This window comes from Arthrobacter sp. Soc17.1.1.1 (assembly GCF_036867195.1).
In the GTDB taxonomy this organism is placed as follows: domain Bacteria; phylum Actinomycetota; class Actinomycetes; order Actinomycetales; family Micrococcaceae; genus Arthrobacter_D.
In genome coordinates this window covers 3,491,274-3,518,016 of sequence record NZ_JBAJII010000001.1, presented here as the reverse complement: position 1 = coordinate 3,518,016, position 26,743 = coordinate 3,491,274, and the positions used below count along the sequence as shown (strand labels likewise).

At 71.4% G+C, this 26,743-nt stretch carries 30 protein-coding genes; 21 read left to right on the top strand and 9 right to left on the bottom strand.

Going from position 1 to position 26,743, the window contains the following annotated elements; all coding sequences use genetic code 11:
• The first annotated feature begins 26 nt into the window (after positions 1-26).
• The 7 genes from V6S67_RS16360 (at position 27) to V6S67_RS16330 (ending at position 6,985) form a co-directional block, all read left to right on the top strand.
• A complete protein-coding gene (locus tag V6S67_RS16360; RefSeq protein ID WP_334211237.1) occupies positions 27-332 on the top strand; it encodes a hypothetical protein in 306 nt (101 codons plus the stop codon).
• On the top strand, positions 329-1,615 hold the full coding sequence (locus V6S67_RS16355) for a hypothetical protein (RefSeq protein ID WP_334211236.1): 1,287 nt from the start codon (positions 329-331) through the stop codon (positions 1,613-1,615). Before V6S67_RS16360 ends, V6S67_RS16355 begins: the two co-directional genes overlap by 4 nt.
• Complete coding sequence (locus V6S67_RS16350) at positions 1,612-2,766, top strand: histidinol-phosphate transaminase (RefSeq protein WP_334211235.1); 1,155 nt, start codon at positions 1,612-1,614, stop codon at positions 2,764-2,766. The genes V6S67_RS16355 and V6S67_RS16350 overlap by 4 nt, the downstream gene beginning before the upstream one ends.
• A gap of 145 nt (positions 2,767-2,911) precedes the next feature.
• Entirely contained in the window at positions 2,912-4,126 is a 1,215-nt protein-coding gene (pdhA, locus tag V6S67_RS16345; RefSeq protein ID WP_334211234.1) for a pyruvate dehydrogenase (acetyl-transferring) E1 component subunit alpha, read from the top strand.
• The gene (locus tag V6S67_RS16340; RefSeq protein ID WP_334211233.1) at positions 4,126-5,100 is read left to right on the top strand and encodes an alpha-ketoacid dehydrogenase subunit beta; all 975 of its coding nucleotides are present in this window, start codon (positions 4,126-4,128) and stop codon (positions 5,098-5,100) included. Before pdhA ends, V6S67_RS16340 begins: the two co-directional genes overlap by 1 nt.
• A 10-nt stretch (positions 5,101-5,110) precedes the next feature.
• Positions 5,111-6,754, top strand: a complete 1,644-nt coding sequence (locus V6S67_RS16335) for a dihydrolipoamide acetyltransferase family protein (protein WP_334211232.1) — start codon at positions 5,111-5,113, stop codon at positions 6,752-6,754.
• Between the two features lie 9 nt (positions 6,755-6,763).
• Positions 6,764-6,985, top strand: coding sequence for a hypothetical protein (locus V6S67_RS16330; RefSeq protein ID WP_334211231.1), 222 nt, complete (start codon positions 6,764-6,766; stop codon positions 6,983-6,985).
• A 3-nt stretch (positions 6,986-6,988) separates the two neighbouring features.
• Here the strand turns inward: V6S67_RS16330 and V6S67_RS16325 are convergent, their stop codons facing one another.
• Together V6S67_RS16325 and V6S67_RS16320 are read right to left on the bottom strand one after the other, a co-directional pair.
• A complete protein-coding gene (locus tag V6S67_RS16325) occupies positions 6,989-8,293 on the bottom strand; it encodes an aminotransferase-like domain-containing protein (protein WP_334211230.1) in 1,305 nt (434 codons plus the stop codon).
• A 67-nt stretch (positions 8,294-8,360) separates the two neighbouring features.
• Entirely contained in the window at positions 8,361-9,329 is a 969-nt protein-coding gene (locus V6S67_RS16320; RefSeq protein ID WP_334211229.1) for a LuxR C-terminal-related transcriptional regulator, read from the bottom strand.
• 376 nt (positions 9,330-9,705) lie between these two features.
• Here V6S67_RS16320 and V6S67_RS16315 point away from each other — a divergent pair, with 376 nt between their 5' ends.
• The 3 genes from V6S67_RS16315 (at position 9,706) to V6S67_RS16305 (ending at position 11,130) form a co-directional block, all read left to right on the top strand.
• Positions 9,706-9,846, top strand: a complete 141-nt coding sequence (locus V6S67_RS16315) for a hypothetical protein (RefSeq protein ID WP_334211228.1) — start codon at positions 9,706-9,708, stop codon at positions 9,844-9,846.
• A gap of 86 nt (positions 9,847-9,932) precedes the next feature.
• Positions 9,933-10,883 carry a lantibiotic dehydratase C-terminal domain-containing protein gene (locus V6S67_RS16310; protein ID WP_334211227.1) on the top strand — a complete coding sequence of 317 codons (951 nt, stop codon included), beginning with the start codon at positions 9,933-9,935 and terminating at the stop codon, positions 10,881-10,883.
• Between the two features lie 58 nt (positions 10,884-10,941).
• On the top strand, positions 10,942-11,130 hold the full coding sequence (locus V6S67_RS16305; protein WP_334211226.1) for a hypothetical protein: 189 nt from the start codon (positions 10,942-10,944) through the stop codon (positions 11,128-11,130).
• 170 nt (positions 11,131-11,300) lie between these two features.
• Here V6S67_RS16305 and V6S67_RS16300 read toward each other — a convergent pair whose 3' ends face one another.
• Positions 11,301-11,861: an NAD(P)H-dependent oxidoreductase gene (locus V6S67_RS16300; protein ID WP_334211225.1), complete on the bottom strand. Its 561-nt coding sequence runs from the start codon at positions 11,859-11,861 to the stop codon at positions 11,301-11,303.
• Between the two features lie 113 nt (positions 11,862-11,974).
• Here V6S67_RS16300 and V6S67_RS16295 point away from each other — a divergent pair, with 113 nt between their 5' ends.
• The 3 genes from V6S67_RS16295 to V6S67_RS16285 all read left to right on the top strand — a co-directional run bounded on the left by V6S67_RS16295 (position 11,975) and on the right by V6S67_RS16285 (position 14,575).
• Entirely contained in the window at positions 11,975-12,583 is a 609-nt protein-coding gene (locus V6S67_RS16295) for a TetR/AcrR family transcriptional regulator (RefSeq protein WP_334211224.1), read from the top strand.
• 77 nt (positions 12,584-12,660) lie between these two features.
• Positions 12,661-13,485, top strand: coding sequence for a GAF and ANTAR domain-containing protein (locus V6S67_RS16290; protein WP_334211223.1), 825 nt, complete (start codon positions 12,661-12,663; stop codon positions 13,483-13,485).
• A 13-nt stretch (positions 13,486-13,498) separates the two neighbouring features.
• Positions 13,499-14,575, top strand: a complete 1,077-nt coding sequence (locus V6S67_RS16285; RefSeq protein ID WP_334211222.1) for a Gfo/Idh/MocA family protein — start codon at positions 13,499-13,501, stop codon at positions 14,573-14,575.
• 40 nt (positions 14,576-14,615) lie between these two features.
• Here the strand turns inward: V6S67_RS16285 and ald are convergent, their stop codons facing one another.
• Positions 14,616-15,728, bottom strand: coding sequence for an alanine dehydrogenase (gene ald / locus V6S67_RS16280; protein ID WP_334211221.1), 1,113 nt, complete (start codon positions 15,726-15,728; stop codon positions 14,616-14,618).
• 267 nt (positions 15,729-15,995) lie between these two features.
• Here ald and V6S67_RS16275 point away from each other — a divergent pair, with 267 nt between their 5' ends.
• Entirely contained in the window at positions 15,996-17,219 is a 1,224-nt protein-coding gene (locus tag V6S67_RS16275) for a PucR family transcriptional regulator (protein WP_334211220.1), read from the top strand.
• Positions 17,220-17,225: 6 nt separating this feature from the next.
• On the opposite strand, the gene V6S67_RS16270 is transcribed toward V6S67_RS16275, so the two are convergent.
• Positions 17,226-17,639, bottom strand: a complete 414-nt coding sequence (locus V6S67_RS16270; protein WP_334211219.1) for a helix-turn-helix domain-containing protein — start codon at positions 17,637-17,639, stop codon at positions 17,226-17,228.
• A 158-nt stretch (positions 17,640-17,797) separates the two neighbouring features.
• On the opposite strand from V6S67_RS16270, the gene V6S67_RS16265 reads away from it, so the two are divergent.
• Positions 17,798-18,061 carry a hypothetical protein gene (locus V6S67_RS16265; RefSeq protein WP_334211218.1) on the top strand — a complete coding sequence of 88 codons (264 nt, stop codon included), beginning with the start codon at positions 17,798-17,800 and terminating at the stop codon, positions 18,059-18,061.
• A gap of 139 nt (positions 18,062-18,200) precedes the next feature.
• Positions 18,201-18,965, top strand: a complete 765-nt coding sequence (locus V6S67_RS16260; RefSeq protein WP_334211217.1) for a MerR family transcriptional regulator — start codon at positions 18,201-18,203, stop codon at positions 18,963-18,965.
• Positions 18,966-18,973: 8 nt separating this feature from the next.
• Here V6S67_RS16260 and V6S67_RS16255 read toward each other — a convergent pair whose 3' ends face one another.
• Complete coding sequence (locus tag V6S67_RS16255) at positions 18,974-20,536, bottom strand: GGDEF domain-containing protein (protein WP_334211216.1); 1,563 nt, start codon at positions 20,534-20,536, stop codon at positions 18,974-18,976.
• A gap of 283 nt (positions 20,537-20,819) precedes the next feature.
• Here V6S67_RS16255 and V6S67_RS16250 point away from each other — a divergent pair, with 283 nt between their 5' ends.
• Both V6S67_RS16250 and V6S67_RS16245 read left to right on the top strand, forming a co-directional pair.
• Positions 20,820-21,662, top strand: a complete 843-nt coding sequence (locus V6S67_RS16250) for a DUF1206 domain-containing protein (protein ID WP_334211215.1) — start codon at positions 20,820-20,822, stop codon at positions 21,660-21,662.
• The gene (locus V6S67_RS16245) at positions 21,659-22,048 is read left to right on the top strand and encodes a DUF2256 domain-containing protein (protein WP_334211214.1); all 390 of its coding nucleotides are present in this window, start codon (positions 21,659-21,661) and stop codon (positions 22,046-22,048) included. Before V6S67_RS16250 ends, V6S67_RS16245 begins: the two co-directional genes overlap by 4 nt.
• A gap of 9 nt (positions 22,049-22,057) precedes the next feature.
• Here V6S67_RS16245 and V6S67_RS16240 read toward each other — a convergent pair whose 3' ends face one another.
• On the bottom strand, positions 22,058-23,002 hold the full coding sequence (locus tag V6S67_RS16240; protein ID WP_334211213.1) for an alpha/beta hydrolase: 945 nt from the start codon (positions 23,000-23,002) through the stop codon (positions 22,058-22,060).
• A gap of 58 nt (positions 23,003-23,060) precedes the next feature.
• The gene (locus V6S67_RS16235) at positions 23,061-24,074 is read right to left on the bottom strand and encodes an SDR family NAD(P)-dependent oxidoreductase (protein ID WP_334211212.1); all 1,014 of its coding nucleotides are present in this window, start codon (positions 24,072-24,074) and stop codon (positions 23,061-23,063) included.
• A gap of 152 nt (positions 24,075-24,226) precedes the next feature.
• On the opposite strand from V6S67_RS16235, the gene V6S67_RS16230 reads away from it, so the two are divergent.
• Together V6S67_RS16230 and V6S67_RS16225 are read left to right on the top strand one after the other, a co-directional pair.
• Positions 24,227-24,775, top strand: coding sequence for a TetR/AcrR family transcriptional regulator (locus V6S67_RS16230; protein ID WP_334211211.1), 549 nt, complete (start codon positions 24,227-24,229; stop codon positions 24,773-24,775).
• 136 nt (positions 24,776-24,911) lie between these two features.
• Positions 24,912-25,685 (top strand): ANTAR domain-containing protein, encoded by a 774-nt coding sequence (locus V6S67_RS16225; RefSeq protein ID WP_334211210.1) that lies wholly within the window; start codon positions 24,912-24,914, stop codon positions 25,683-25,685.
• Here the strand turns inward: V6S67_RS16225 and V6S67_RS16220 are convergent, their stop codons facing one another.
• A complete protein-coding gene (locus tag V6S67_RS16220) occupies positions 25,686-26,207 on the bottom strand; it encodes a hypothetical protein (RefSeq protein ID WP_334211209.1) in 522 nt (173 codons plus the stop codon). It abuts the gene before it with no gap.
• Between the two features lie 206 nt (positions 26,208-26,413).
• On the opposite strand from V6S67_RS16220, the gene V6S67_RS16215 reads away from it, so the two are divergent.
• Positions 26,414-26,743: a PadR family transcriptional regulator gene (locus V6S67_RS16215; protein WP_334211208.1), complete on the top strand. Its 330-nt coding sequence runs from the start codon at positions 26,414-26,416 to the stop codon at positions 26,741-26,743.

Below are 26,743 nucleotides of genomic sequence, written 5' to 3'. Positions count from 1 at the left end.
GAGGGACGCCAGGAAGGGGAACGGCCATGGACAGCACGCCGGACGCTGCAGGGTGGGAACCGGGAGTGGCAGCGAGTCGGCAGGTCGTGGGCCTCGAAGCCGCTCTCCGGCGCCATGCGGAGCAGCTCCAGGGCATCAGGCGGCACGCGCTGTCGGTCTCCCTGCTCTCCTGGGAGTCGCCCGCCGGCGCCGCCTTCAGGGTCTATCTCTCCGAGCGGTGCACCGAGCTGTCGCGGACCATCGACCTCCTGGACTCGGCGGCAGCAGACCTGCACGTCTACGGGGCTCTGCTCCTCGAGGCGGAGGCCCTGCAGGGGCAGGCAGGGCCGTGACGGACGGACTCCGCCCCGTCCAGGGCGACGACGGACCACTCACCGTCCGCGGGGGCGTGGGCGGCATCCGTTTCCAGTGGCAGGAGCTCGACGAGGCGGTGCGGGTGCTCTCGCTCCTCGCGACGGACACCGGGGGCGTCGCGGTCGCCCTCACCTTCCTCGACCGGGACCTCGCTGAACTGCCCTGGCGGCTCCTCCACCTCCATCCGCCCGGCGGGGTCGCGGGGCCGTCGTACCAGGCGGCGCTCGCACACCTCGACGCAGCCTGGACCTCGGCCCTGGACAACGGCCGCGCGCTGGCGGCCGCGAGGGACCGGCTGGCCGCGAGCCTGGCGGCCTACCGCCTGGCCGACGCGGCGGCCGCCGCGATCACCGGGTCGGCCCGCGCCCGGCACGAGGCGGCGGCCCGCGCCCTCGCCCGCGGAGCCGTCCGTGGCGGCGCGCTGGAGGTCGGGCCCATCGGGCTCCGCGGGCGGGACGCCGGGACGCCGGTCGCCTTCGACGGCACGGTTGCGGGACTCGTCGATCGCCTGGCCGCCGTCGAGGCCGAGGACCCGGGGACCTTCGAGGTGCTCCGGGCCGGGACCGCCGCGGACCCCGTCTACGTCGTCGTCCTCCCGGGTACGCAGGAGGGGCGCATCCGCGGGCCGGGCAGCAACCCGTTCGACGCCGGAGGGGTCGCGGAGGCGTTCGGGGAGGACAGCCGGTTCACCGACGCGGCGGTGCTCGAGGCGCTCGGGCGGGCGGGCGCTCGCGACGGCGATGCGCTCATCGTCGCCGGCTACAGCCAGGGCGGACTCCATGCCGTGAACCTCGCCGGGTCGGGCGGTGTCGGGGAGCGGTTCGAGGTGCAGGTGGTCCTGACCGTCGGCTCACCGACGGGGCTGCACGCGGGAGGCCCGGGCGAGTACCTGCACCTCGAGCACCACGACGACGCCGTGCCGCGGCTCGAGGCCCTGCCCAACGCCGACGGCCGGCACCGCACCACCGTGGAGCTCGACACCCCTGTGCCGGCCCCCGCCCGCAGGGAGGACGGTTCCGAGGAGCCGCGCGGCCCCGGAGCGGCCCACTCGCTGGAGAACTACGCGGTCGGGGCGCGGCTGGTGGATGCCAGCGACGCCCCGTCGCTGGCGCCGGCGTCGGCCCTGCTGGCCACGGCGGCCGCCGCCGGGACGGCCCACCGCTACTCCTTCACGGCCACCCGGAAGCCTCCGCCGGCGCGGGACGCCGGCCCGCCGACCCCGCGCGGCCCCCGGGACGGCGGGTCTAGGCTGAACCCATGACGTCGATCGATGACCTTCCGGCAACCCCCTCCGACCAGGCGGATCCCCGCAGCGACGCAGGCATCCGGCCGCGCGGCGTGCTCGGGAAGCTGCCGCGCTACGCGGCGGGCAAGCCGCCCGTCGTCGTGGAGGGACTGGACAGCTTCAAGCTCTCCTCGAACGAGAACCCGCTGCCGCCCCTCCCGGCCGTGCTCGAGGCCATCGCGGCCGAGACCTCCGTCAACCGCTACCCGGACCCCCTGACGACAGCCCTGCGGACCGAACTGGCCGGGTATCTGGGCGTCCCTCCCACCGACATCGTGACCGGGGCGGGCAGTCTCGGCGCCCTGAACCAGATCCTCGCCACCTTCGCCGGGCAGAACGACTTCGACGCGCCCGACGAGGTGGTCTACGCCTGGCGGTCCTTCGAGGCCTACCCCATCAGCGTGGGCCTCGCCGGTGCCACGGGTGTGCAGGTCCCGGTCCGGGCGGACGGGACGCACGACCTCGAGGCGATGGCCCGGGCCGTCACCGACCGCACGCGCGTGGTGCTGCTCTGCACGCCGAACAACCCCACCGGGCCGATCCTCACGCGGGACGAGGTGGTGGGCTTCCTCGCGCAGGTGCCCGCGCACGTCGTCGTCGTGATCGACGAGGCGTACCAGGAGTTCGTGCGGCGCGACGACGCCGTCGACGGGATCGAGCTGTACCGGGAGTACCCGAACGTCATCGTCCTGCGTACCTTCTCGAAGGCCCACGGCCTCGCGGGACTGCGGGTCGGGTACTCCGTCGCGCAGCAGGGGCTCACCGAGCACCTCAGGGTCTCGGCGGTGCCGTTCGCCGTGTCGCAGGTCGCCGAGCACGCCGCCGTGGCCTCCCTCCGGCACATCGACGCGGTGGAAGCCAGGGTGCAGTCCATCGTGGACGAGCGGACCCGCGTGGTCGGCGGACTCCGGGACCTCGGCTGGGACGTCCCCGAGGCGGAGGGGAACTTCGTCTGGCTGGCGCTCGGCGAGCACACGCAGGACTTCGCCGCGCGGGCCGCCGAGCGGGCGCTCTCGGTCCGCGCCTTCGGCTCGGAGGGCGTGCGCGTCTCGATCGGGGAGGAAGCGGCCAACAGCCGATTCCTCGAGCTGTGCGGAGAGTACAGCCACCGCCCGGCCGCAGGGTGAGGCGATGTGAGCCTGTCTTAAATAGGCCTACGGGCGCGCGCTGATTAGTCTTGGTCGAGATGCCGCCGGAACATATGTTCGGCGGTGTATGACTTACGGCACACATTCCTCTTGCGGAATGTACAGCGTCGGGTGAGGAGCAGGAATGAACAGCAGCCGATTGCCAGCAGCGGAATTCGAGGCCGAGGAGGTCGTGCGCGCCACGCTGCCCGCGGAGCCCGACGGCGGACCCGGTGCCGTGGCGCTGCAGGTCCTCGCTGCCGACGGGACTCTGGCCCGCGGCCTCACCGCCACGATCGCCGGTGAGCACGTCGACTTCTCGCCCTACCTCGCAGCGGACGACGCCGGGCACCTGCGCTCGCTGTACCGCGATATGTTCCTGATCCGCCGCTTCGACCAGGAGTCCACCGCCCTGCAGCGCCAGGGGCAGCTGGCACTCTGGGTCCCGCTCACCGGGCAGGAGGCGGCCCAGATCGGCTCCGGCCGCGCCCTCGCGCCGCAGGACTATGCGTTCCCCACGTACCGGGAGCACGGCGTCGCGCTCACCCGGGGCGTCGAGCTGTCGGACATCCTCCGCCTCTTCCGGGGCGTGACGAACGGCGGCTGGGACCCCCGCGAGCGGAACTTCCACCTGTACACGCTGGTGCTGGCGGCGCAGTCCCTGCACGCCGTGGGTTACGCCATGGGGATCCAGCGGGACCAGCTCGCCGACCCGTCGCTGCCCCGGGCCGCCTCCATCGCGTACTTCGGTGACGGCGCGAGCTCGGAGGGCGACATCCACGAGTCCATGGTGTTCGCCGCCTCCTTCGACGCCCCCGTGGTGTTCTTCTGCCAGAACAACCAGTGGGCCATCTCCGTCCCGTCGAGTGTGCAGGCGAAGGTGCCCCTCGCCCAGCGGGCGGAGGGCTACGGCTTCCCCGGTGTGCGGGTGGACGGCAACGACGTCGTCGCCGTCGAGGCGGTCACGCGCTGGGCGCTCGAGCGCGCGAGGTCCGGCAGGGGCCCGGTGCTGATCGAGGCCTACACGTACCGGATGAGCGCCCACACCACGGCCGACGACCCCACGAAGTACCGGCTGACCCAGGACGAGCAGGAATGGCAGCCCCGGGACCCGCTGATCCGCCTCGAGACGTATCTCCGCGCCGCGGGCCTCGCCGACGACGCCTTCTTCGAGGACCTCGGCGCCGAGGCCGCCACCATGGCCGCGGATCTCCGCCAGGTCGTGCTGGCCATGACCGCACCGGACCTCGAGAGCCGGTTCGCCGCGGTCTACGCCGAACCGCATCCGCTCGTCCAGGAGGAGCTGCGGTTCTTCCAGCAGTACGAAGCCGGCTTCGCCGACGAAGGGAAGCACGCCTGATGGCGACGATGACCATCGCGAAGGCGATCAACGAAGGCCTGAGGGCGTCGCTCGAGAACGACCCGAAGACGCTGCTCATGGGCGAGGACATCGGCGAGCTCGGCGGCGTGTACCGCGTGACCGACGGCCTGAAGAAGGACTTCGGCGCCCTGCGGGTGGTCGACTCGCCGCTCGCGGAATCCGGCATCATCGGCACGGCCATCGGGCTGGCCCTGCGGGGCTACCGGCCCATCTGCGAAATCCAGTTCGACGGCTTCGTGTTCCCCGGCTTCAACCAGATCACCACCCAGCTCGCGAAGCTGCGCACGCGCAGCGACGGCATGCTGAGCGCCCCCGTGGTCATCCGCATCCCCTACGGGGGCGGGATCGGCAGCGTGGAGCACCACTCTGAATCTCCCGAGGCGCTGTTCGCCCACACCGCCGGACTGCGGATCATCACGCCGTCGAACGCCCAGGACGCGTACTGGATGATCCAGCAGGCCGTCACCTGCGAGGACCCGGTGATCGTCTTCGAGCCCAAGCGCCGCTACTGGCTGAAGGGCGAGGTGGACACGTCGGCCCCCGTCGGGGATCCGTTCTCCGCCCACGTCCTGCGGTCCGGGACGGACGCCACCATCGTGGCGTACGGTCCGCTGGTCCCCGTGGCGCTGGCTGCCGCGGCGGCCGCGGAGGAGGACGGGCGCAGCGTCGAGGTGATCGACCTCCGCTCCATCTCGCCGATCGACTTCGACACCGTCACGGAGTCCGTGACCCGTACCGGCCGGCTGATCGTGGCCCACGAGGCACCGACCTTCGGCGGGATCGGCGGCGAGATCGCCGCACGGATCTCCGAACGCGCCTTCCTCTCACTGGAAGCACCCGTCATCCGCGTGGGCGGCTTCCACATGCCCTACCCGGTGGCCCGTGTGGAGGAGCAGTACCTGCCGGACATCGACCGCATCCTCGAGGCACTCGACCGTGCCTTCGCATACTGAAGGACCCCCCATGACGCTCAACACGTTCAACCTGCCCGACGTCGGCGAGGGCCTCACCGAGGCGGAGATCGTGCAGTGGAAGGTGGCACCCGGCGCCGCGGTGTCCGTCAATGACATCATCTGCGAGATCGAGACTGCGAAGTCACTCGTCGAACTCTCCTCGCCCTACGCGGGGACCGTCGCCGAACTGCTCGTCGCCGAGGGCGAGACCATCGAGGTCGGCACCCCGATCATCTCCGTCGAGGACGCCGCCGCGGCGCCCGGCGCGGCGGGCGACGCCGGGCCTGTTCCGGCCGGTGCCGTCGCCGACACCGCCGGTGCTGCCGGTGATACCGGTGATGCCGATGAGGCCCCGATCCCCGTCCCCGAGATGCCGGGCGAGTACGCGAGCCCCCGCGCCGGGACGGGCGCGCCGGCGGCTGCGGCGCCCGGTGCCGCAGCTCCCGAAGCCACCCCGGACGCCGCTCCGGGACCGCTCGTCGGCACAGGGCCGAAGGCCGACGCCGTCAAGCGCCGCCCCCGCAGGCCGCAAGCGGCACCGGCGACCGCGGCCGATGTCCCGGGACAGTCGGCACCGCAGCCGGCCGTGGCGGGCCCTGCCGGCAGGGCGGCCGAGGGCGTCCCGGCTCCGCGCCCCGCCGGACAGTCGGCGTCAGCGCCGCAGCAGACCGGACAGCCGGCGTCGGCATCGCGCCCCGCCGGACAGCCGGCGTCGGCACCGCAGCCGACCGGGGCGGAGCACCCCGCCCGGGTGAACCCGCTGAACCAGCTCATCAACCGCGTGCTGGCCAAGCCGCCGGTCCGCAAGGCCGCGCGGGATCTCGGGATCGACCTCGCCGATGTCCCGGCCACGGGCTCCGCCGGCGAGGTCACCAAGCAGGACCTCATGAGTTACCAGTCCCAGCGCGACGCCGAACAGGACGGAGCCGATTCGTTCTGGGCCGAGCGGACGCTGCTCGGCGGCGGCCGGATCGAGCGCATCCCGGTGAAGGGTGTGCGCAAGGCGACGGCCCGGGCGATGGTGCAGAGCGCCTTCACGGCCCCGCACGTCAGCATCTTCGTGGACGTGGACGCCTCCCGCACCATGGAGTTCGTCAAGCGCCTCAAGGCGTCCCGGGACTTCGAGGGCATCAAGGTCTCACCCCTGCTGATCCTCGCGAAGGCCGTCATCTGGGCCGCTGCGCGCAATCCCTCCGTCAACGCCACCTGGGCGGAGGACGAGATCCTCGTCAAGCACTTCATGAACCTCGGGATCGCCGCCGCGACGCCGCGCGGACTCATGGTGCCCAACATCAAGGACGCCCAGGACCTCTCCCTCAAGGAACTGGCGCTGGCGCTGAACGAGCTTGCGACGACGGCGCGGGCCGGCAGGACGCAGCCTGCCCAGATGCAGGGCGGAACGCTGACCATCACCAACATCGGCGCACTCGGCATCGACACCGGGACGCCGATCATCAACCCGGGGGAGGTCGCGATCGTGGCGTTCGGCACCATCAAGCAGAAGCCCTGGGTGCTCGACGGCGAGGTCATCCCGCGCTGGATCACCACGCTGGGCGGTTCCTTCGACCACCGCGTGGTCGACGGCGACCTCAGCGCCCGCTTCATGGCCGACGTCGCCTCGATCCTCGAGGAGCCGGCCCTGCTGCTCGACTAGGGTGGGCTCATGAACCAGCCCCTTCCCGGCGACGGTCCCCGGCGGCCGCGCCCGCGCTACCCGCTGAACAGGCTCCTGCTCGTGGTGCTGCTCGGGTTCGTCGCGTCGATCGTCCTGCAGGCGGCCTTCCCCGGGCTGGGCACGGTGGCCAGGCTGTCGATCCTGCTGATCGTCGCCGCGCTCATCTCCCTCGCGGTGACGCTGCGCCAGCGGCGACGCCCGCCGCGGTAGCGGTCAGACGGACGCGCTCCGGTTCTCCTCGATCGCCGTCCGCAGGATCGGCGCGAGGCGCCGCACGCCCTCGACGATGTCCTCGGGGGAGACGGCGCTGAAGGCCAGGCGGAGCTTGTTGGACGGCTCGTCGGACGGCGTGAACGCGGCGCCGGGGATGAACACGACACCGGCGTCGATGGCCGTGTAGAGCAGCGGGTAGGTGTCAATGCCCTCGGGGAGGGTGACCCAGACGAAGAACCCTCCGTCGGGGGTGGTCCAGTGCACGCCGTCGGGCAGTTCCTCCGCGAGCGCCCCGAGCATCGCGTCGCACCGCTCGCGGTAGAGGTCACGCATCGAGTGGAGGTGGCCCCGCCAGTCGTAGTCCGTGAGGTAGGCGGTCACGAGCATCTGGGTGAGCGGCGACGGGCAGAGCACCACGGCCTCGCAGGCGAGGTAGAACCGGCGGTAGAGGTGCCTGGGCACCAGAGCCCAGCCGAGCCGCACGCCGGGCGCGAAGATCTTCGAGAAGGAGCCCAGGTAGATGACGTCGTCGGGGTTGCCCGCGCGCATGGGCTCCAGCGGTTCGCCGTCGAAGCGCAGCATGCCGTAGGGGTTGTCCTCGAGGACGAGGATGTTGTGCGCACGGCAGATGTCGACCACGCGCTGGCGGCGGTCGGCTGCCATCGTGATGCCGCTCGGGTTGTTGAAGCTGGGGATCGTGTAGAGCAGCTTGATGGCGCGGCCCTGGGCCTCGAGGTCGGCGATGGTGCGTTCCAGCTCGTCCGGGATCAGTCCGGCGTCGTCCATGGGGATGGTGACGACGTCCACCTCGTAGGCCTCGAAGGTGTTGAGGGCGCCCACGTAGGTGGGGTCCTCGCAGAGGATCACGTCGCCCGGGTTGCAGAACACCTTGGCCGCGACGTCCTGGGCCGACTGCGAGCCGGTGGTGATCACGACGTCCTCCGGGCTGGCGCCCTCGATGCCCTCGGCCGCCATGACCTCGCACACCAGCCGGCGCAGCTCCTCCATGCCCTGGCCGCCGCCGTACTGCAGGGCCTCGAGGCCGTGCTCGGCGATGATCTTCTGGGCGGTCCGTCCGAGGTCCTCGAGCGGGAGGGACTTCAGGTACGGGCTCCCGCCGGCCAGGGACACGAGCCCCGGGCGGATGGAGATGTCGAAGACGTCGCGCACCGCGGACTGCTTGATGTTCGCTGCCCGCACGGAGAACAGCGCATCGTGCCGGTTGGCGGAGTCGACGGCCCGTTCGAGGGCTGCTTCGGTCTCGGCGGGCAGGAGGTCGGCGGGGGCTTCGCTGGAGGACGTCACGCCCAGAGTCTAGGCGGGGGTTCACCGTCAGGCAACAGGTGTTGCACAGGAGTGCGTTGCGGCGGTCCTAGACCCAGCCCGCGTCACGTGCCTTCAGCGCGGCCTGGAAGCGGCTGTCGGCGCGCAGGGTGTCCAGCATCCAGGCGATGTGCCGTCGGCACGTCCTCACGTTGATGTCCAGGCGCCGGGCGATCGACTCGTCGGACAGGCCGTTGGCCAGCCCCTGGATGATCGAGCGCTGCAGGCTGCTCAGGGGCGACTCGACGCGCTCGGGTGCGAGGAACGACTCGCTGATCTCCCAGGCGACGTCGAACAGGAGGGTGAAGATGTTGATCAGGCTGGAGTCCCTGATGACCAGCGCGGCCTTGTCCTCCCGCGTGAGCTGACGCCCCACGAGCGCCAGCTTCTCGTCGAAGATGAGCATCCGCAGGGGGATGAACGGGAGGACGCCGAACTCGCCCCCGCCGGCCGCGATCGCCTCGACCGCCCTGCGGGTGGGTACGTGGTCACGCAGGCTCGTGTCGTACAGGGTCCGGCGTCGCACACCGTTCTCCAGCAGCTCGAGATCCTTGCGGATGCTCTCCTCGTGGACGTCCGCCGTCGAGCCCTGGCCGGGCTGCGCGATGTAGACCTTCTCGGTGACGTCCCGCCCGTAGTCGATGAGCACCCGGTGGATGAGGTGGGGGTCCTCGAGCGTCTCCACGGAGGTGCTGGCGAGAACGCTCTTGCGTGCTTCGAGGAAGGTGGGCAGGAGGCTGGAGAGCTCGCGTCGCTGGCTGCTGATGCGTGCCTTGAGGTCCTGGAGGGAGCGTTCGTCGGCGTCCACGAGGTCCGCGAGGGCGACATCGGGCGATACCGCCACGAGGCCGTCCGGCCGTCCCGCCTCGGGGCTGAGCAGCCGTCGGTCGGAGAGTTCGGCGATGGCAGCCTCGATGCGGCGCAGGGTCAGGCCCAGGGCGTCCGACGCCTCGGCACGCGTCCAGCCGGGATGCCCGACGGCGTAGCGGTATACCTCGAGCGACGTGGCGTCCAGCATGAGCAGTCCTTGTCCGGGCCACCGGTGCGGTAGCGGCATCCTCACGAAGCGAAAAACATGACATGTCCAGTTAATGACAGATCAGGGAGGCTGGCAATTTCGCGAGACCGAAGACGCCGTCCAGACCCGCCGTTCCGCGGATTTCCCGACTGCGAAGCAGCGTACCAGCAGCGCCGCGGACGCGTCCGCGTCCTGTTCGCGCCATGTCCACAAACGGCCACCCGTACCGCTGGACACCGCCTCCCGGCGGCCGACATTCTGGGTGAGCCGGCCCGCAGGGAAGCCCCGCCAGGGGAGACCCGCAGGGACTCCGGGCGCTGCTGACCAGCAGCGCACCACAGCTCGACCTCCCGGGAACGGGCCAGGAAGGATCGCGATGAAGAAGGTACTCGGCGTACTTGCGGGCCTGCTGATCGTGGGGGCAGCTGTGGCGCCGGCACAGCAGTCGGTCCACGCAGGCAGCTGGGACTGGCCCAAGGGCCAGATCACGGCAGGCAGCTGGGACTGGCCGAAGTAGACGGGGAGACTCCGGACTAGAGCCCGGATCCTCCCCCCGAGAGCCCGCCCCAGCGGGGGTGATCACAGACCCTGAAGGAGAGAGCCATGAGCCAGGTGACCGCCGTTCGAACCGCCTCACGAACGGTCGTCAGCACTCAGTGGTGGCATCTCTCCCTCTCGACGGGTGGCTTCGATGTAGCGGACGGCATCATCGAAGAGCTGGTCACCCCGCTGGTGGCGCAGGCACAGGCGCTCGGCGCCAAGCGCTGGTATTTCAGCCGGTACGAGGACCCCTCGACGGGGGTCGTCAGCCAGATCCGGCTGAGCATCCACGCGCACCCCCGGGTCCTCGACCGCCTCCGCGCGTTCCAGAGGGCGCTCCAGGCCCGCAGCGCCCGCACGCTGCCGCTGCTCGTGGTGCGCCAGCACATCACCGCACCGGCCAGCAACACCTACTACTCCGGCGGCCACGAGCCGGCCGACCCCCAGCTCGAGGCCAATCTCGTGAAGTACGGCGGCGTGGAGGGCCTCCACCTCGCCGAGGAGGTCTTCGAGCTCAGCTCGGAGCTGGCCATCTGGGCCAACCAGCGCTTCCCCCGCATGCAGAGCCGCTCGGCGCTGGGCGCCCTGGTGCTCTTCGATGCCGCGCAGAGCATGATGCGCGGTCCCCGCTCCGCGGGGTGGCCGGACCGCCGTCGCCTCACCTGGGATTTCTACTGGGACGGCCACCTGCGCACCTGCACCGCCGACGTCGGCCCGCGTGCCTCCGGGGTACGCGAGGCGATGACGGCGCAGGTCGCCTCCAAGGCCACCGGGTTCCATGCCCTCATGGCGGCCACCGCCTCGGAGTCGGCGGTGCAGAACTGGCGACGCCGCTGGTTCCGGGCCCTCGACACCTACCTGTACCGCGCGGACAAGGTCCGTGTGAGCCGCAGCGCGCAGCACCTCACGGTGTATCAGGCGCACATGGCCCTCAACCGCCTCGGGTTCGTCGCCCGCGAGGAGGCGGCACTGGGACTGTATGCGCGGACGTGGAATCCCAGGCCCACCTCCTGAACGATGGCCCGTGCCCCTGTCGGCCGGCCTCCCAGAACCACGAGCGAAGGACTGCATCATGAACGCAAGGAACACCATCGTGCTGGCCGCCGATGCCGACCTCTCGGCGGTGCTCGGCTGCTCGTCGGAGGACATCGAGTCCATGCAGAACGACGGCGTGCTGGAGCCGCAGGGCCAGCTCTGGGAGATCGGACCGGCGCAGGACTACCTGCGTGACGCCGTCTGGGCCGACAGCCTCTGGCACTGACCGCCCTTCCCCGACTCCGACGGACACCGGCAGGACCGGACAGGAGGGGACAGGACCGGACAGCAGACAGGAACGGCACGACGCCGGCGCCCGGTGCGCCGGCGTCGTGCCGTTCACTTCATTCGTGCGGATCGCTCAGTCCGCGCGGACCCGGCCGGAGCCGGGCCGGACTAGGCCGCGACGGGTGTGGTCGCTCCTGCGAGGGCGTTCAGCACGTCGGTGACGGCGCCGGCCACCTCGGCGTCGTCCTTCGGGTGGAGCTCGGCGAAGCGCGTGATCGAGCCACCGATGGACAGCTTGGCGTCGTCGACGACGGTGGCGCCGGCGACACCGAGGGCGCGGCGGGCCTCGTCGTGCGCCCAGACTCCGCCGTACTGGCCGAAGGCGGAACCGATCACGGCTGCGGGCTTGCCCGAGAGGGCGCCTGTGCCGTAGGGGCGGGACAGCCAGTCGATGGCGTTCTTGAGCACGGCCGGCATGGTGCCGTTGTACTCGGGGGAGACGAGGAGGATGGCGTCGGCGTCGGCCGCGGCGGCGCGGAGATCGTCCGCGGCCTTCGGGCGGTCGGTGTCGTTGTCGATGTCCTCGTTGTAGAACGGGATGTCGCTGAGGGCGTCGAAGCCGACCACCTCGACGGCGGCGGGCGCATGCTCGGCGGCGGCCTCGGCCAGCTGGCGGTTGATGGAGCCCTCCCGCAGGCTGCCGACGAGGGTGAGGATCGTGGTGGACATGAATACTCCCGAGGTTGGGTGACCGTAGGTCGGTGCTGACAGGGGCGCGATGATCGCATCCGAAGAGCTTAAGCGGACCACGGTCCGTTTTATTCCGCGGCTATAGTGGCGGCATGCAGGGCGAGGGATTGCTCCGAGTCACGGGCGACGACGGAGAGCGCACCGACGCGGCGCGCAACCGGCGCCTGCTGCTCGACGCCGCGGCGCAGATCGTCGCCACGTGCGGGCCGGAGAAGCTGACCACGGACGCCGTCGCCCGGCGCGCCGGGGTCGGCAAGGGGACGGTCTTCCGCCGCTTCGGCAGCCGCGCCGGCCTGCTGCACGCCCTCGCGGACGAGGCCGGGCGCTCCTTCCAGCAGTCCTTCATGGCGGGCCCGCCCCCGCTCGGCCCGGGGGCCGAACCGCTGGAGCGACTCATCGCCTTCGGGGAGGCGAGCATCGGGCGGATGCTCCTCGACGGGCAGATCCTCCGCGCCGCCGAGCAGCGGGGCGGACCGGACCCCGAGCACCCCACGCAGCAGCTCGTCCGCCTGCATCTGGGCATGCTGCTGCGTGACCTGGGCGTGCAGGACCCGGAGCTCGCGGCCTACCAGCTGGCCGCGTTCCTCAATGCCGGGCTCCTGCTCCACCTCCAGGAGCACCGGGGCATGTCCGATGCCCGCCTCGCGGCGTCCTGGCGCGTGCTCGTCACGGGCCTCGCAGCGGCGCAGGATCCCGGATAGCACCGTCCCTGCCCTCTTGTACACTGGCAAAAAACACCGGCATTTCCGCGCGGTGCCGAGGTGAGGCTGGAACGCGCATGGAGGAGATCCCCGAAGAACTGTCCGGCGTCCTGGAGGCCGCCGGAAGCGGCGTTCCCGGGCCCCACCTGCACATGGTCCCGCGGGACCTCGAAGCCCTGCCGGCCGCGGAAGCCGCCGCGCGACTCCAGGATCTGCTGGTCGACCACCCCGACGTCCGGGCGTTCCTGCAGGAGCTCGCCGAGTTCACCGCCGACACCCTCGGCCAGGACGGTGACACGTACTGCGGCGTCACGCTGCAGCGCTCGCTGCACGAGCAGCTGACCGTCGGCAGCAGCGACGCGAAGGCACGCTCCATGGACGAGGTCCAGTACGAGCACGACGACGGTCCGTGCCTGCACGCGCTGCGCGTGCACAGCGAGGTGTTCATCCGCGATACCCGGTCGGAGGACCGCTGGCCCGGGTTCATGGCGCATGTCGCCGAACGCGGCGTCGGTGCCATGTTCTGCCTGCCGCTGGATCTCGAAGGATCGGCGCGCGCGGCCGTCAACCTGTACGCGGAGGACGCATCCGTGTTCACCGACGACTACCGGCGGGTGGCACGCGCGTTCGCGGTGCAGGCGTCGCAGGCCCTGAAGCTGGCCGTGCGCATGGCCCGGCACGCCGCGACGGAGGAGGACCTCCGCGCCGTCCTGCAGTCGCGCACCGAGATCGACCTCGCCGTGGGGATCATCATGGGCCAGGACCGCTGCTCGCAGAAGGACGCCTTCGACAAGCTGCGCCGGGCGTCCAACGCCCGCAACGTCAAGGTCCGTGTGCTCGCCGCCGGGATGGTCGCCGGGTTCAACGGCTCGCTCCCGCGTGCCCACTTCGACCCGTTCTGACGGTATGCGGCCGATGCCGACGCCGGGTGTGGTGGGGGTCGTGCTGGTCGGGTTCGGCCACGGCGGGCGCGTCTTCCATGCCCCGCTCATCGCCCACGATCCCGGTCTCCACCTCGCCGCCGTCGTCGCCCGCAGCCCGGACCGCCGTGCGGAGGCCCGCGCGGCCTACCCGGACGCCGTCGTCGCAGCCACGCTGGAGGAGGCGCTGCGCGCCGTACCGGACCTCGGCCTGGCAGTGATCTCCACGCCCCCGGCCACCCATGCGCTCCTGGCCGCGGAGGCGCTCGGCCGGGGACTGCACGCGGTCGTGGACAAGCCCTTCGTGGTGCGTGCGGCGGACGGCGAGCACCTGATCCGGACTGCGCGGACGGCGGACCGGCTGCTCGTCCCGTTCCACAACCGGCGGTGGGACGGCGACTTCCTGACCGTGCGGTCGCTGGTCGCCGCGGGCGCGCTGGGCGGCGTCCTCAGGTTCGAATCGGCGATGGAGTCCTGGAAAGGGCCCAGCACGAAGCCGTGGAAGCGGGACGCAGGAGCGGCGGCCGGCGGGGGCGTGCTGTACGACCTCGGTCCGCACCTCGTCGATCAGGCGATGGTGCTCCTCGGTCCGGCCGTCCCGGTCTTCGCGGAACTGAGGGCGGACGGCGGCGGCGCAGCGGAGGACTCGCTGTTCCTCGTGCTCGAGCACGAGGGCGGCAGCACGAGCCACCTCCACGCGGGGACGCGCGTGCCGCTGGCGCGGCCGCGGTTCCACGTCACGGGTGCGGCTTCAGGCCTCACGATCACCGGCAGCGACCCGCAGGAGGGACTGCTGGCGGCAGGTGTGCTCCCGGGGGATCTTCCTCGCGCCGCAGCCGGCCGGCCGGGTGCCCACGACCGGGGGAGGCTGGGGCGCGCCGGGCGGACCGAGCCGCTGGCGATCGAGCCGGGCGCGTACCCGTCCTTCTACTCCGGCGTCTCCGCCGCGATCAGGGGCGAGGCTCCTCCGCCGGTGCGGGCGGAGGATGCCCTCGCGGTGGCGCGCATCATCGAGCAGGTCCATGCGTCCTTCCCCGTCGGCAGGGCAGGCCGGCAGGGCACCCTGCCCTGAGCCGCGGGAGCCGGACGGGGGCCGACCGGACGGGCGTCGACTAGACGAGTGCCGCCCAGTCCGCCGCGAGCTCGAGGCCGTGCGCCTGCGACACCGAGTGGTGTGCCACCTGGCCGGCGGCGACATTGAGGCCGCGGGCGAGGGCGGGGTCCGCTTCGAAGGCGCCCCGGACGCCCCTGTCCGCCAGCGCGACGGCGTAGCGGAGTGTCACGTTGGTCAGGGCGTAGGTGGAGGTGTTGGGGACCGCGCCCGGCATGTTGCCCACGCAGTAGAAGAGTGAGCCGTGCACGGTGAACGTGGGGTCCTCGTGCGTGGTGACGCGGGAGTCCTCGAAGCATCCGCCCTGGTCCACCGCGATGTCCACGAGGACGCTGCCGGGCTTCATGCGCGCCACGAGGGCGTTGGTCACGAGCTTGGGCGCACGGGCGCCGGGGATGAGGACAGAGCCGATCACCAGATCCGCCTCCAGGACCGACGTCTCGATCTCCAGGGAGTTCGAGGCGACGGTCTTCACGCGGCCGGCGTAGAGCGCATCGATCTCGCGCAGGCGTGCGATGTTGATATCGAGGATGGTCACCTCGGCGCCGGTGCCCACGGCCATCGCCGTGGCGTTGGTGCCCGCGACGCCCGCTCCGAGGACGACGACCTTGGCGGGGCGCACGCCGGCGACACCGCCGAGCAGCAGGCCGGGGCCTCCGGCCGGTGCGGTCATGACCTGGGCGCCCACCTGGACGGAGAGGCGGCCGGCGACCTCGGACATCGGCGCGAGCAGGGGCAGCGCGCGCCCGTCCTGCACGGTCTCGTACGCGATGGCGGTCACGCCGGCGTCGAGCAGTGCACGGGTCAGCTCGGGCTCGGCGGCGAGGTGGAGGTAGGTGAAGAGGATGAGCCCGCTGCGGAACCGGTGGTACTCGGAGGCGACCGGCTCCTTGACCTTCATGACCATGTCCGCGCGCGCCCACACGTCGTCCGCTGCGTCCACGAGCTCGGCGCCCGCGGCCTCGTACTCGGCGTCCGTGATGCTCGAGCCCACGCCGGCGCCGCGTTCCACGAGGACGGTGTGCCCGTGGGCCCGGAACTCGTGGACGCCGGAGGCGGTGATGGCCACACGGAACTCGTTGTTCTTCACTTCTTTGGGGACGCCGATGATCATGGGGTTCTCCAGGCTGCGATCGGGCGGACGGGGGTGGTTCCAGAATAGGTACCCCGCCGGCGGCGTCACCGCTCCGTTCCGCCCACCGCCCGGGAGCCGCCGGTGTGCGCTTCGTCGCTGCAGCCTCCCGGTCCGCGCCGCGACGGGGTCTCCGGTGCGGTGTGATCCAGGGCACTAGCAGATCCCTGCTGTCGCCACCATCGACAGGTGTCGAGTCCCCGAGCGGCAAGTGTCGTCCCATGCGCTCCGCCCGCCTATGGTAGGAGGGTGCAGAACCAGGCCATCGACGAGGTCGTCGAGTCGATCGCGCAGTCGCTGGGACGCGGGCTGTCCCTCGAGGATCCCGACGGCGTCCTCCTCGCCTACAGCAGCCATCAGGCCACCGCCGACCGCGTCCGGGTCAACTTCCTGCTGAGCAAGAAGGTCCCCGCCGATGTCAGCGAGTGGCAGCTCCGCCACGGCATCGCGCAGGCGGTGCGCGCCGTCGCCGTCCCCGCCAACGAGGACCTCGGCATGCTGGCGCGCGTCTGCGTCCCGCTGCTCGTCCGGGGCTTCCGCGTGGGCTACCTCTGGGTACAGCAGCAGTCCAGCGAGGATCCCGCTGCCGGCATCCTTGCCGCACTGCCCACGGTCCGTCCCCTGATCGACCGCCTGGCCGAGCTCCTCCTCGAGACGGACACGGCATCCTCCGAGCGCCGGACACAGCGGGAAGCCACCTTCCTGGCCGCGTGCCGCGGTGTCGCCGCGGCGGCCGACGAGCTGCGCGGCTGGCGCGAACTCGGAGGTGACGGCCCGTGGCGCCTGGCCGTGGTGCATGAACCCCGGCCCACGCCCTCGAACGAAGGAGACCCGCACGAGGCCGCTCTCCTGCAGCGCACCCTCGCCCTCCAGGCGACGGTCGGCGTGGCCCCCGTACTCTTCAGCGCCGGAGCCGGCGGCTTCTCCGTGCTCCTGTGCGCGCCCGGCGTCGGCCCGGCCGCGCTGCAGCAGGTGCTCGAGCGGTATCGGGACGAAACCGCGAAGCGCGCGGGCCGCCCGGTCGGCCGGATCGTGCTCGGGCTGAGCGAACCGGCAGCCGACCCCCGCGATCTTGCCGAGGCGTTCCATCAGGCCCGCCACACCGTCCAGGCCGCCGCGGTGGATCCGCAGCTCGGTGACGTGTGCTCGTACACGGACATCGGCGTGTACCAGTTCCTGGGGACCGTCGGGTGGCAGGCGCCGACACACGGCAGCATCCGCTTCGCGGAGCTGAGCGAGGCCGACCGCGTGGACGAACTGCTGCCCGTCCTGGAGCTGCTGTACGACAAGAACGGGTCCGTGCAGGACGTCGCGGCCCAGCTCCACCTGCACCGCAGCAGCGTCTACAACCGACTGTCGAGGATCCGGTCGGTGATCGGGGTCGATCCGCTCGCCGGGATGGTGCGGCTGGAACTGCATCTCGCCCTCAAGGCACGCCGGTGGAGGTCACGGCCCCGGTTCGAGCTCGGCTAGAGGCGGTCAGGTGTCTGCGCCGTGCTGCGCGTCGGCGCCCGGCGGGGCTTCTCCCCTGCGCAGCTGGCCGCGGAGCCACTCCTCGACGTCGGACCTCCTCAGGCGCCGGTGCGAGCCGCGGTACTCGACCGGGAGCGTCCCGGCGTCCGTGAGCTTGCGGAGATAGCTGTGCGAGATGCCGGCGAGCTCCGCCGCCTGCGACGTGGTCAGCAGTTCGGCCACCGAGGTCACCTGGACGGCGTCGCCGTCGGACAGGCGCGCGAGCAGGTCGACGACGGCGGCCTGCGCCTCGCTCGGCAGACGGTGCGCCGTCCCGTCCACGAAGACGGTCACGTCCGCGCTGCCGGTGAGTGCGCGGCGCAGCGGCCCTGCCTGCTCGGGCGGAAGTGCCGCCGCGGATCGTGGAGCTCTGGCCGTCATGGGGCCATTGTGCCAGCAGGGAGTACCGCTCCAGTAGTCAAGGCACGGATGGTGCGGGAACCACCCTTCCGCTGTGAGTACTGCGGGTCTACTGTGTGGGTACAAATACCCCACTACTTGCAACCAGCGTCGGCTGCAAGACCGAAACGGTGACTCCCATGACAACTCTTGATCACGGGCGTAGCCTCCGCCTGGGCGGCTATCCCACCACGCTCGGCGAGAAGGGTGAGGTCCCCTTCTGCCCCACGTGCCATACCGACGACTATCTGATCTTCGAGGAGTTCGTGCCCGCACGCCAGGCCGAACACTCCACCGATCTGCTCCCCGCCAGCACCAGCTACACCTGCTCCGAATGCGGCACCTTCAACGCCCACGCGGTTCCGCCGTCGTGGCGTCCGCCGCAGTGGTTCTGGTACAGCTGACCGCCCGCGCCTCCTCCCCTCCTCGAGCCGCGCGGTAATGCGGCTGCACGTCCTCCTTCCCGCCCCTTGACCTTGACGCTGCGTCAATCCATAGGCTGGACCTCGTCCCGACGCCGATTGCCGGGACGAGGAGGACGAGGTGGACTACCCGATCAGCACCGTCGCACGGCTGACCGGCACCACGAGCCGGGCGCTGCGCCACTACGGCGATATCGGCCTGCTCGCACCATCCCGGGTGGGCACCAACGGCTACCGGTACTACGACTCGGCGGCCCTCGTGAGGCTCCAGCGCATCCTGCTGCTGAGGAACCTGGGGTTGTCCTTGCCGGCCATCGCCGAGGTCATCGACGACACCCGGGCGGAAGCACCGGCCTCGGTGCTGCGGGCACACCTCGACTTCCTCCGCGGCGAGCAGGAACGGCTCGGCCGGCAGATCACGGCGGTCCTCACCACGGTGGAGGCCCTCGAACGAGGAGAAGAACCCATGCCAGAAGACATGTTCGACGGATTCGACCACACCCGCTACCGGGACGAGGTCGAGGAGCGGTGGGGGCGCGAGGCCTACGCGGAGGGCGACGCCTGGTGGCGCGGCAAGTCCCAGGAGGAGAAGGACGCGTTCGGGAGGGAGGTCGCGGACCTCAACGCCGCCTGGACGGACGCCGCATCGCGGGGCATCGCCCCGGCGAGCGATGAGGCGATTGCCCTCGCAGGGCGTCACGTGGCCTGGCTCACCGGCATCCCCGGGACGCCGCGGAACGAGGACGGCTCCCCGCACGCGGACTACGTCCGCGGTCTCGGGGAGATGTACGTCGCTGATCCACGGTTCGCCGCGAACTACGGCGGCCACCAGGGCGCCGAACTCGTGCGGGCCGCCCTCGCGGAATGGCTGGGCCGCCAGAGCTGACTCGCGTCCTACCCGAAGCCCACCGCGCGGTCCCGCCCTGCGCGTTTCGCCCTGTAGAGGTTCAGGTCGGCTTCGCGCAGCAGCCCGTCCGACGTCGAACCGGCCGCACACGCGGCAAAACCGAGGCTTGCCGTGCAGCGCAGCCCGTGATGGATGTGCGGCCACCGGAGCCCGCGCACGGCGGCCAGCACCTGCTGCGCCACCTGCTCCTGGTCGGCGTGCTCGTGGAGGACCAGGAGGAATTCCTCGCCGCCGATCCGGGCCACATGCCGCACCCCGGGGCAGGCCTCGAGGCAGGAGGCGACGGAGACCAGGACGTCGTCGCCCGCCGGGTGCCCGAAGCGGTCGTTGACCTGCTTGAAGTGGTCGAGGTCGAGGAGCGCCAGTGCACCGGTCGACGGTCCGCTCGTCTGCCAGGTGCGGATGACGTCGGGCAGCGAGTCCTCCACCCAGCGGCGGTTGCGCACCTTGGTGAGGGGATCGACCGCGACGGCGGCTTCCGCCTGCTCCGCCCGCGCGAGGGCCTCGGTGACGTGCTGTTCGGCGAAGAGGTGGTCCACCTGGGAGCGCCTGGCCTCGATCCACCGACCCCGCGCCGCCTGGTGGAACTGGCGGTGCAGCTCGTAGGCGAGACGGAAGTCGGCGCCGGATGCCGCGATGGCAGCGCGTTCCTCGAGGATCATCGATGCGACCTCCTCGAGTGCATGCCGCGCAGCGATGCGCTCCGCCCGGTCGAGGGCGGAGCGCGCGGCGGGGAGATCACCGACCCCGTGCTGAGCCTGCGCCAGCAGCAGCATCCGGATGGCGCGCGTCTCGGGCTGCAGGTTCGCCGGGTCGTCGTCCGCGGATCTCTCGAGCACCTCGAGGGCCTCCCGGGGGCGGTTGCCGGCGAGATGCCCGCGGGCGAGGACATCGGCCAGCTCGGACTCGAGATCGGGGGATGCGGCGAACGCGGATTCGACCCGCCGCATCCAGAAGTGCGCCTCCTCGGGCATCGCGTCGTCGAGCGCGGCGTGGAACGCGTTGGACGCCAGCTGCCCGACGAGCTCATGATCGTCCAGCTGCTCCGCGAGGGTGAGTGCCGTGCGGGACACATCGAAGCCGTGCTGCAGGAGGCCTGCGCCCAGGAGGCCGAGGGCCTGGCGCGTCAGCAGCTTCGCCCGGAGGCGGGGCAGCTCGGAGCCGTCGAGCAGGGAGACGGAGATCGTCGCCTGTTCGGCCCCCGACCCGGAGTGCCCGGCGATGAGGTCCATCATCGCGATCAGGGCATGGCAGCGGCTGGCCAGCCGCGCGTCGCCCTGTTCACGTGCCCATTCGAGGATCTCCTGCCCGCGCGTCCGCGCCCCGGGCGCGCCCTCCGTCCGGGCCAGCGCGTCGAGACCGGTCACCTCCGCCCAGAAGGCCACGTCGAGCCGGCCGAGGTCTTCGGCGGCACTGCGGATCTCGGTGGCTTCGCTCACCACGCGGGGGAGGTCCGCGCTGATCTCCATCGCTTCCAGCAGGGCGGTGAGGTCCCGCTCCTGGGCAAGGCGCAGGGAGCCGCCCTCGATCACGGCGTCGTCGTTCGTCATGCATGCTCCTGGTCGTCGGGGCAGCGCTGAAGAACCGACCTTGGAGGAGTGCTGAGACCTTGGCGCGCGCTGACGTGCCGGTGATGCCGGCGAGACCAGTCTGCCGTGGCGCGCGCCTTCACTCAAGGGTCACGGCCGCTGTCTTCGTCACGAGGTGCAACCACCCCGCTCCGGGGAGGACGTCCGGCACCGGGCGCCGGCATCGCCTATGCTCCTGTGCTGAAGCAATCACGGAAGTTCCGCCCGGAGAGGGGAGGAGCTCCGGACGACGCCGGGAGGACGGGTGACCACCGACAGCAGTGCGGACCAGCAGGGGCTGGTCGGCCGCGCAGCCGACGCCGTCGAGCAGGCGACGGACACGCGCGCCCTCGACGTCGTCGCGCGGCTCGGCTTCGCGGCGCTCGCGGTGGTGCACATCCTGATCGGCCTCATCGCGTTGCGCCTCGCCTTCGGGGGCAACGGTGAGGCAGAGCCGACCGGGGCGCTGGAGGAAGTGGCCGAGGGTCACCTCGGTACCCCGGCCCTGTGGATCTGCGCCGTGGGCTGTGCGGGCCTGGCCCTGTGGCAGCTCAGTGAGGCCACCCTGCGGGCACGGCACCTGCCTACCGGCAAGCGCCTCGGCAAGCACGTCTCGTCCGGCGCGCTCGCCGTCATCTACGGATCGATGGCGGGGACGTTCGCGCGATTCGCCCTCGGGGACGGGCCGGACTCCTCCGAGTCGACGGTGGACTTCACGCGGACCCTCCTGGGCTCGGGCATGGGGCTCTTCCTCGTGTTCGTCACGGCGGCGGTGATCCTCGGCATCGGCGTGCACTTCGTGGTCAAGGGGCTCCGCCGCGGGTTCCGGCCGGAGCTCCGGAAGTTCGAGGACACCCGCCGCGGACGCATGATCGAGGTGGTCGGCGTCGTCGGGCATGTTGCCAAGGGGCTGGCGCTGCTCCTCGTGGGCGGGCTGTTCGTCCTCGCCGGCCTGCACCGCAACCCGCAGGAATCCACCGGGCTCGACGGCAGCCTCAAGGTGCTCCAGTACCACCCCCTGGGCGTGTACGTCCTGACCGTCATCGCAGTGGGGCTCGTCTGCTACGGCGTCTTCGCCGTCATCCGTGCCGTGTTCGGCCGCATGTGAGCGGTGCGGGGCGCGAGCCGAGGACCTGCCGCTCCTGCGGCCGCCGCATCGAGTGGCGGAAGAAGTGGGAGCGGAACTGGGAGTCGATCGCCTACTGCAGTGACTCCTGCCGTGCACGGAAGATCCGGCCCATCGACGCCGCGCTCGAGGAGTGGCTCCTGGCACGCCTCGACGGGACACCCCGCGGGACGACGGTCGACCCGGCCGACGCCGCGACGGCCCTCGCCGCGTCGGCCGTCGCCGGTGGCGGCACAGGCCTCGCGGAGCCCGCCCGCCGCGCGGCCCGCCGCCTCGTGAACCGCGGGCTCGCGGAGATGGTGCAGCGCGGCGCCGTCGTCGACCCGTCGACGGCGCAGGGCCCGGTGGGCCTGCGGGCATCCCGCTGACGCCTCCCGCTACACCAGTGCGCTGCGCAGCTCCTGGCACAGCTCGCCGAGTGCCTGCGGAACGGCCCTGCTGATGCGGGGGAACGCCATGAAGCCGTGGGGCATCCCGACATACGTCGTCGCCCGCACGGCGGACCCCGCCGCCCGGAGGGCCGCGGCGTAGCGGAGGCCGTCGTCGCGCAGCGGGTCGTGTTCGGCCACCTGCACCAGGGCAGGCGGAAGCCCGCTCAGGTCGTCGGCGAGCAGGGGCGACGCATAGGGGTGCCGCGGGTCCTGGTCCTCGAGGTAGTGACCGCGGAACGCCAGCATGTCCGCCTTCGTGAGGATCGGGGCGTACGCGTTCTCCTCGATGGAGGGGCTCGCCATGGTCATGTCGGTCGCGGGGTACACCAGGCCCTGGAACGCGATGGCAGGGCCCGACCGGTCCCGCGCCATGAGCGCGACGACGGCGGCCAGGTTCCCGCCCGCGCTGTCGCCCACGACGGCGACACGGGACGTGTCGGCGCCGAGCTCCGCCCCGCGACCGATCAGGTCGACGGTCGCGGCGTACGCATCCTCCGCCGCGGCCGGCCACCGGTGGCCGGGCGCCAGCCGGTAGTCCAGGGAGGCGACGACGGCGTGCGCGTCGCGGGCGATGCTGCTCGCGAACCAGTCGTACGTGTCGAGGCTCCCCGAGGTCCAGCCCCCACCGTGGATGAACACGACCAGCGGGGGAGCGTCACCCGCCGTGGGCGGGTGGTAGGTCCGGACCCGGATGGCGCCGTCGGCGCCGGCAGCCGTGGTGTCCCGTACCTCCACGCCCCGGGCGAGCCCGCCGAGCAGGAGGTCGGTCAGCGGGTTGTGCCCGATCACTCGGCGCTGGTCCGCCAGGATCTGCTCCTCGGAGCGCCTGGTCACGGACGCCAGACCGATGAGCCGCCCCAACAGCCGTGTCCGCAGGTCGATCCTCGTCATTCCTCCACCTTCCCGATCGTCGATGCGCAGGATGTCCGCCCGTACCTCGTCTGCCTGGTCAGACGGCCGACCAGCCGCCGTCGGAGGGCAGGATGGCGCCGTTGATGTTCACGCCGTCGTCGCTGAGCAGGAACGAGATCGTGGCCGCGAGGTGTGCCGGGTCGGCGATGCTGGGGATGTTGACGCGGGCGCCCTCCAGGCGGGATGAACCGTACGCCGAGGGCGCGCCCGGCATGGGGATGCCGGTGGCGACGCCCCCCGGGGCGACGGCGTTGATACGCAGGCCTTCCTTCGCGTACATGAAGGCGGCGCTGCGGGTGATCCCCACGACGGCGTGCTTCGACGCCGTGTAGGCGACGCCCGATGCGGAGCCGCGCAGGCCCGCCTCCGAGGCGACATTGACGATCGAGCCGTGACCGGCGTCGAGCATGACCGGCAGGACCGCCCGCGTGAGGCGCATGAGTCCCTCGACGTTGACGGCGAAGACCCGCGTCCACATCGCGTCCGACACCTCGTGGAGCGGGCTGAAGTCGTCGTTGATCCCCGCCACGTTGGCCAGTGCGTCGATGCGGCCGTCAGCGCCCGCGACGATCCGCGCTACTGCGGCCGTGTCCGTGAGGTCGGCTGCGATCGGGACGACCTGGTGGCCCTCGAGCGCCGCCGCGAGATCCTCGAGCCGGTCCGCGGCGATGTCGACGGCGAGCACACGCCCGCCCTCACGGGCCACCCGTGACGCGGTGGCGCGGCCGATGCCCGATCCGGCGCCCGTGACGATCACGGTGCGTCCCTCGAAACGCCCCGGGATGATGCGCTCCTGCCAGACGGAGGCATCCGGCTCCGGGATCACACCCCCGTTGACCTGCTGCACCAGTCCGTCGACGGCGCTCTGCGGCAGGGCGCCCTGGCTCAGGGCGACCAGCTGCTGCAGGGGCATGGAGCGGGCCGGGCCGAGGGCGGCCTCATCGGTGCCCGCCTGCGCCAGGAAGCCCCGCAGGGCCGGTCCGCCCTCGGGATGGACGAGCCATTGCTCGATGGTGCTGTGGGCGGTCAGGGTGGCAGGGGTCTGCGTCATTGCTGGTCCTTCCGACGGTCCGCGAGGAGGGTGACTCGTTCCAGCAGGCTACATTCAACAGTGTTGAATGGCCAGCCTGCCGATGCGGGGACGTCCCGGGAGGCCGGCCGGGAGGGTCCGGCCGACCCGGTGCCGGACGCTAGGGTTGGAGCATGATCGAGGGCAGGGCCGAGACGCGCAGGGCGATCCTCCATGCCGCGCGCACGCTGTTCCTCGAGAAGGGCTACGCCGGCGCCTCGGTGAGATCGGTGGCGTCCGCCGCAGGAGTGGATGCCGCCCTCCCCATCCACTACTTCGGGACGAAGGAGGCCCTGTTCCTCGAGGCCATGCCGTCGATGCCCGACTACCAGCCCCTGCTCGAAGGCGACCCGGACAACCTGGGCGAGCGCTTCGTCCGGTACGTGCTGGAGGAGGACGGGCACCTGCGGCCCCTCTATCTCACGCTCCTGCGCGCCAGCGACGCCGGAGCCGTGGGCGAGCAGCTGCGGCACCTCCACGAGACGACCTTCGTCGCTCCGCTCGAGACCCGCCTGGTCGGTCCGGACGCGGACCTCCGCGCCCGGCTGGCCGCAGCACTGGTCGGCGGGCTGATGTATGCGCTGTGGGTCGTGGGGGACGAGCGGCTGCTCGCGGAGGGGCAGGACGTCATCATCCGTCGGTACGGGGCACTCCTGCAGCAGCTGATCACCCCGCATGCATAGGCCCTGCACGGCCGGATAGGACGTGGGTCGCGTCGAGGTGTCCGCACGTGGTGCCCCGTGGGTGGATATGGTTGGAGGCTTAGACATCGGTCTCATTCCAGGAATGTCCCGATGCTGGAAGGGAGAAGGACGCGAGGTGGAGCAGCGCGGGAGTGCAGGCGCGGAAGGGGCGGTCGATCGGATCATCGCCCATGCCCGGGGCATCTTCGAGGCGACGTCGTCGGCGTACTCGCTGATGGATCCCGAGTACGTGATCATCGATGTGAATCCGGCGTTCGCCGACCTGGTGGGGATTCCCGCGGCCGATCTGGTCGGGCGCCAGGCGTTCGAGGTGTTCGCGGAGAGCCCGTCACAGTCCGGGCAGGACCCGGCGAGGGTGATGCGCGAATCCCTCGACCACGTGAAGAGGACCGGGCAGAGGGACAGTCTGCTCCTGCACCGTTTCGACATCCCGGACCCTGCCCGCCCCGGCGCGTTCCTCGAGCGGTACTGGAGCCCGGTCAACAGCCCCGTCCTGGATGACGAGGGTCGGGTGGTCGCTCTCCTGCAGGAGGTGCACGACGTCACCGAGCACCGCGAGGACCTCGTCCGCCTCCTGGACTACCTCAGTGCGGATCCGGACGCATCCGACGCGGACCGGAGTCAACGCTTCGCGGAGTACTCGGCGGCGACCATGGTGACCTCCGGCCTCTACCGCTCCGCACGGCAGGAGGTGGAGCAACTGCAGGAGGCGATGAGGTCGCGGGCGGGCATCGAGCAGGCCAAGGGTATCCTCATGGCCCAGCATCACTGCACCAGCGACGAGGCTTTCCTCCGGCTCCAGAAGCTGTCCAACGACACGAACGTCAGGCTGAAGGACGTCGCAACAGCCATCATCTACCAGGCGACGGCACCCCGCCGCGGGGAATGATCACCGTGCACCTGCCGCAGCTGCCGCAGCTGCCGCAGCTGCCGCAGCTGCCGCAGCTCCCGCAGCGTCTCCGCCGACAGCCCGGCTCCCACCTCGAGGACCAGCTGCAGGGCGGGCGTCCGCCGTCGGGGTGCCGCGTGCCGCGCGCAGCAGGGTGACGGCGAGCGTCCCCGCCACGGGCGTCCACAGCGCCCGTTCGAGGCGGGATCGTGAGGCGAGGTTCATGCCGGTGCCGAGCATCATGAGGGCCGAGGCCCCCGAGAGGATGCGGCGCCTCGCCGTCGTGCCCGGACCCCTGCCCAGCGTGATGAGGATGAGCGCGCCGTAGGCCACGGAGGCCACGGCGCTCGAGGCGCGGTACTTCACCGGCAGTGCACCCCGGTGGACGCCTCCGTATGCCGCTTCCCCCCACGACGCGCCGAGGGCGAGGGCGGCCTGGAACGCTGCGACGACGGCGAGGAGGGCGGCCGCCAGGGTCGCGGGCCGCTGCCGTGCGGACGGATGGAGGGGGAGTCTGCTCATGCTCGGATCCTAGTCCGTCCCGACCAGCCGGAACGCGATGCGGGGCGGGGCTCGGGAACCCGACCGCAGGTCAGTTCCCGGTGGGCCCGAGGTCGGTGAAGAAGGCGATGGTCGCTCCGCGACTGTGCTACTCCCTCTTGCTAGCTACCGGTACCCAGTGATACTTTGTACCGGTATCAAGCATCACTAGGTAGCAGGAGGGATCCATGGGCAAGCAGGCGACGGAGATGCTGAAGGGCACCCTCGAAGGGATCGTCCTGGCCCTCCTGTCCGGCAGGGCGGCCTACGGCTACGAGATCACTGCGTGGCTGAGGGATCAGGGCTTCACGGACATCGCGGAGGGCACCATCTATGCACTCCTGATCCGCGCGGAACAGCGAGGACTCGTCGATGTCGAGAAGGTCCCCTCCGAGAAGGGGCCCCCGCGCAAGGTCTACTCCCTCAATGCGCGGGGGCAGGAATACCTCGATGAGTTCTGGAGGACCTGGAGCTTCCTCTCGGAACGGCTCGAACAGCTCCGCGAAGGAGGACGGTGA